This window comes from Candidatus Krumholzibacteriia bacterium, from assembly GCA_035268685.1.
Taxonomy (GTDB): Bacteria; Krumholzibacteriota; Krumholzibacteriia; order JAJRXK01; family JAJRXK01; genus JAJRXK01.
On record DATFKK010000029.1, the window covers coordinates 1 to 5564 of the forward strand.

The following is a 5564-nucleotide window of genomic DNA, read 5'->3' on the forward strand; positions in this document are numbered from 1 at the left end:
CGGTCACCGCGAAGTCCGTCGACGCCCCCAGATCGTCGTGGCAGGTCTCGCAGCTCCCGCTGGCGAAGGGGGCGTGCTGGTTCGTGCGCAGCAGGCCCTCGCGCCCCGAAGCGTGCGGATCGTGGCAGGTGCTGCAGTCCGCGTCCGCGATGGCCCGGGTCTGGTGCGAGGCGAAGAAGGTGTCGTCGGTCACGTGACACTCGAGGCACGTGGAGTTCACGTCCCGCCGCAGGAGCCCGGCCTGATCGGACCCGTGGACGTCGTGGCACGTCGAGCAGTCACCGTCGGCGATCGGCGCGTGCACGACCTGCGCGTTCTTCCAGCCCGAGACCTGCGAGTGACAGAACGCGCACTCGTCGAGAGGCTCGCCGCGGAGGAGCGAACGGTAGCCCGAGGCGTGCGGCTCGTGGCAGCTCACGCAGTCGCCACGAGCGACCGGGGCGTGGGAGACCTCGAAGTCCGCGGCGTCCTCGTAGTCGGCGTGGCACTCGACGCACAACGAGGACTCCTCGGTCTGCAACAGATCGGCGTGGTTCGACGCGTGCGGATTGTGGCACGCCGAACACTCGCCCATGTCGTACACCGCGTGGACCACGGGTTGCTCGAGTTCGGCCTCGGCCTCGGCGTGGCAGACGTAGCAGATGGCTGGCTCGTCGACCTCGACCACGCTCGCCACCGACGATCCGCCGACGAGCAACAACAGTCCAGCGACCAGGACACCGACCCTCATCACTCGCCCTCCCCCGCGCTCTCGGCCTCCACGTGGCAGGCCGCGCACGAACGGTCCTCGAAGGGTCCGTGCTGGACCTGCAGCATCAATCCTTCCAGGGGCGCCCCGTGGGCGTCGTGGCACTTGCGGCAGTCGATCTGCGATCCCTCCAGACCCAGGTGCAGGCGACGGAAGTCGTCGCCCTCGCCGTCGTGGCAGTCGAGGCACTGCCCCGGCACCGACGACGCGAGCAGCGTCTCGAGTTCGCTCTCGTGGGCCTCGTGGCAGTCCAGGCATCCCCCCTCGGCGGCCGGCATGTGCGCCGCCGGGGCCTCGATCTTCTCACCGATGTCGGCGTGGCAGCTCACACAGAGACGCCCCGGAGGCTCGGGCAGCAGGCCGTCGAGCTTACCGGCGTGCGACAGGTGACAGGCCGTACACTCGCCCTCGGCCACGGGATGGTGCGTGCTCACGGCGTCGTCCATCTGGCCGGCCACGTGGCAGCCACCGCAGAGGTTCGGCTGCGAGTCCACCAACAGTCCATCGAACTTCGTGGCGTGCGGATCGTGGCACAGCGAGCACTCGCCGTCGTCGAAGGGCATGTGCCGCACGGGGAGGACATCCTCGCCGGCCTCGAGCTGCGAGTGGCACTCCTTGCACCCTTCGTCGGGCGATGTACTCAAGAGCGCCGGCCGCGACGACGCGTGGGGGCTGTGGCACTCGGTGCAGTCGCCCGCCTTGACCGGCATGTGCGAGCTGCGCAGCCGCAACCAGTCCTCGACCTCGACGTGGCAGTTGCTGCAGAGGTCCAGACCGTTGGTCACGGTGAGCGACGGATGATCGGCGGCGTGCGCCTCGTGGCAGTCGAGGCACTCCCCGCCCGAGAACGCCATGTGCACGTTCTCGGCCTCCATCTCGGCGGCCTGGTCGGTGTGGCAGTCCAGGCAGAGGTCGTTGCCCTCCGCGCGCACGAGGTGCGAACCGACGTCGCCGTGCGCCGTGTGACACAGCACGCAGTCCTGCACGAAAGGCCGGTGGACCGAGACCTTGGCCACCACCGACGACGGACCGTCGTGGCAATCGGTGCACAAGTCGATGGCCGGACGCGCCAGCAGGTGTCCACGGTCGGCACCGTGCGCATCGTGGCAGTCGGTGCACTCGCCCGCGGTCACGGCCATGTGCGGATCGTCGAGATCTGCGTCGCCGGGATCGTGACACATCATGCACAGCTCGTTGGCCCCGGCGGCCAGCGCGTAGTCTTCGCCCTCCCCGGCGGGCAGATGACAGGTCTCGCAGTCGTTGTCCATCACCGGCATGTGGATCGACTGCGTGAACAGACCCTCGACGTCGCTGGAATGCGGGTCGTGGCACAGACCGCAGTCCTGACCCTCGACGGGGTAACCCGCGTGGGTGTCGGCCAGCTCCGCGCCGGTCTCGTGGCAGTTCGCGCAGAGCGTCTCCGGCGCCGAGGCCAGCAGGGCCTCGTGCTCGCCGCCGTGGGTGACATGACAGGAACTGCAACCGTCCTCGAGGGGGGCATGGACGTGCTCGCGCTCGAAGGCCGAACCGTCGTGGCAGCTGAAACACGCCTGCTCGGGACTCTCACGCAGCAGGCCTGCGTGATCGCTCGCGTGGGGGTCGTGGCAGGACAGGCAGTCGCCACCGGCGACCGGATCGTGCACCACCGGACTCGTCAGGCCGAGCGACTCCTCGTCGTGGCAGTCCGCACACAGTGCCGCGCCGCTGGCCTTCAGCCTGAGTGCCCCGACCATGCCGTGGGGCTTGTGGCACGCGGCGCAGTCCTCGTCCTCGAAGGGTGCATGCAGATGCCGCGCCTCCGTCGCCTCCATCTCGTGGCAGGAGGTGCAGTCCCCGCCGTCGGAGAACCGACGCCCGCGCTCGAACTGCGCGCCGGTGTCCCGGACCGGGACGATCAACGTCACCATCACGACGAGGAACACGAGCGCGTCGCGCCGGTTCCTGCGTCTCCCGCTCTCGCGCGTCATCGATCCACTCCTGCCGTCACGCTGGACACGGGGATGCTCGGCTCGATCAGGACTCGGCCGAGAAGTACTCGCGGATCCGATCGTCGTGCCGCACGATCTCGGACCGTTCCTTCAGCAATCGGAGCTGCTCGTCGAGCCGTTCCTGGAACTGCTTCTGGAACATCGCCTCGCGGATCTGCATCTCGACCTGCTCGAGGGGCAGGACCTCACCCCCGCGGCGACCGTCGAGACGAACGATCATGTAGCGCTCGTTGAAGGGAAGGACACCGGACGTGTCGCCGACCTCCATGTCGCCCACCGCCTCCACGATGTCCGGCGAGAACATCTCGATCGGAGCCCACTTCGCGGTGTCGCTGCCGTGGCCGCCGCCCTGCAGCTCCTCCTTCAGGTACTCGAAGTCCGCACCGTCGAGCAGTCGCCGGTAGGCCTCGTCGGCCTCGTCCTTCGAACCGAGCAGGAGGAAGGACACCTTGACCTCGGTGGAACCCCGGAAACGATCCTGGTTCTCCTCGTAGAACTCTTCGAACTCGTCGCGGCGGAACCGGATCTTCGACACGACGGTCTCGTCGAGGTAGTGGTTGATGAGGGCCTGTTCCATCTCCGCGTCGTAGGCCTCGATCACCTTCGGGTGTTCGAAGTAGCCCTCGCGCTCGGCGTGCGTGCGCAGCAGCAGGCGCTCGATCTGGCGCTCCAGCGACTGTTCGAGGATGGGCTCGAAGCCCCGGTCGCCCATCTCCAGGGCGATGCGTCCGGTTGCGTCGCGGAGTTCACCCTCGGTCATCAGGTGCTCGTCGTCGATCACCAGTGCCGGATCCTCGGAGCCGGTGCGGAACTCGCCCCGGAAGACCAGGTCGCCGTCCTCCCGCATGCGCTCCAGTGCGTTCTCGTGGATCTCGACGGGTGTCTCGGCCCGCAGCTCCGCCACGAAGTGGTCCCAGGCCTCTTCTTGTATGTCCGAGAGGATTGCTCCGCGGATGAACTCGCGGTAGGTCTCCAGTTCGCCCCAGTCCGGATCGGCGCGTTGCTCCACACGGACCACTGCCCAGGCCTGCCGGTAACGGAAGGGCTCGGAGAGTTCACCCACGTCGAGTCCACGCGCGGCGTCGCGCAGGGTGTTCTCCACGTCGGCCCAGTGGACGAAATTGTGCAGGCCGCCCTTCACGGCCTTCGGGTCGAGCGAGCGTTCGCGCCCGAGGGCGTCCATGTCGGCACCGGCCCCGATCGCCACCCGGGCCGCAACGATCTCCTCGCGGGTGCGCAGCGAGATCTGTCGCAGCTGGATCCGGTGGTACATGTCGGCGAAGAACTCCTTGATCTGCTCCTCGCTCACCTCACTCGGTTGCTCGTAGCGGTCGCGCACGAATTCACGGACGGCCACGCGGGTCGCGGCCTCCTCGACCGATTCGACCAGCAGCGGTTCTTCGTGCAGTTGCATGGCGACGGACTCCTGCACGATCAGGGCGTCGTTGACCGCCTTGTCGAGCAACCGCACCAGGAGCTCTTCGCCGGCCATGCTCATGTCGTTGCGTCCGTGCGACTTCATGATCATGGCGTCGATCCGGTCACTGCGGATCTCTTCGCCGTTGACCTCGATCAACACCGCGGAGTCGTCGGCCGGATCGGCGGCGAGCGTGGGCGAGGCGATGACGACCACCACGGCCATCAGCAACGCGCTTCGCATCCACCGGGTCGGGAACATCACTGGTCTCCTTCTCGTTGCATCCACTCGACGACGTCTTCCATGCAGGAGCGGGCGAGTCGCCACATCGAATACTCGCGCCCCGTCCCGAAGAGACCTTCGCCATCGGCGCCGTCACGCTCGACCTCGACCGCGGCGCGCAGTCGCGACCGGCGCGCGTCGATCAGACGCAGCCCGAAGTTCAGGGATGGGGTCGCGGCTTCCTGGCCGCTGGGGGAAACGGCGAAGGTCTCGAGATCCCCGGTCACGATCCAGCACACGCCGAGGCGGTCCCGGAGGATCTCGCGCACTTCGCTGGACACGCCACCTCGGGCCAACCGCTGCTCGTCGAGGAGGATCTCCCGGACGAACCCGGGTTCGACGACCTGCCAGCCGTGCTCGACCAGCTCGGCCATGAGCAGATTGCGGAGGATCTCGGCCGCATATCGCTGGTTCGAATAGTCATCCAGCGGCACCAGGGCGACAAGACCGCAGGTGTGATATGCCTCACGCTCGGAGCCCGACGGGCGCATGGCGGCGATCAGATCGGCAGTGAGCGGGTCGAGGACGTCGCGCATCACGCTTTCGACATTCGACGCGCGGCCACTCGCGAACCACGACTCGGTCTCCTGGACCGACAGACCACGGCTGGTCGCCGTGATCAGCTCGAGCGATTCGAGATCGAGGACCCGCGCCGAGACGTGCACCTCGAACGACAGCTCCGGACGGTAGATGTCCAGCGAGCCGAGAACTGCGTAGCGGGCACCGGTCTCCTCGCGCAGGAGGATGGCATCGTCGCGCCCGATCTCGCCGAGCGCGCGGATCCGATGGCGGCGGAGGACCGGACGCACCTCGTCGTGCCGCACCACGTCGAGGCCGTGGGCCTTCAGACGCGCGTAGACGGCCGGGAGCACGATCTCGAAGGCCTCGTGCTTGCCGGTGAGGTTCGCGAAGGGCAGCACGACGACGCGCTCGCCGGCCGCCCGGGCGGGCGCCGCCGGCAGCAGCAAGGAGGCGAGGAGTGCGAGGACGAGACGACGCATGACTCAGTCGACCAGGTCCTCGATCGCCTCACGGGCAACCGTTCGACTGACCTGGCTCATCGTGTCGCCCCCGGTCCCGAACAGTGAGGCCCAGAATCCCCGCCCGGTCTCGGTGCGGATCGTCGACC

At 68.0% G+C, this 5564-nt stretch carries 4 protein-coding genes; all 4 read right to left on the reverse strand.

Features of this window, described 5'->3' with window-relative positions; translation table 11 throughout:
* On the reverse strand, positions 1 to 730 hold a 730-nt coding region (locus VKA86_02945; protein HKK70146.1), incomplete at its 3' end, for a cytochrome c3 family protein.
* Positions 730 to 2715, reverse strand: coding sequence for a cytochrome c3 family protein (locus VKA86_02950; GenBank protein ID HKK70147.1), 1986 nt, complete (start codon positions 2713 to 2715; stop codon positions 730 to 732). The genes VKA86_02950 and VKA86_02945, both read right to left, overlap by 1 nt.
* 46 nt (positions 2716 to 2761) lie before the next feature.
* Positions 2762 to 4414 carry a peptidyl-prolyl cis-trans isomerase gene (locus VKA86_02955; protein ID HKK70148.1) on the reverse strand — a complete coding sequence of 551 codons (1653 nt, stop codon included), beginning with the start codon at positions 4412 to 4414 and terminating at the stop codon, positions 2762 to 2764.
* A complete protein-coding gene (locus tag VKA86_02960) occupies positions 4414 to 5436 on the reverse strand; it encodes a hypothetical protein (GenBank protein HKK70149.1) in 1023 nt (340 codons plus the stop codon). The genes VKA86_02955 and VKA86_02960 overlap by 1 nt, the downstream gene beginning before the upstream one ends.
* Between the last annotated feature and the right edge of the window lie 128 nt (positions 5437 to 5564).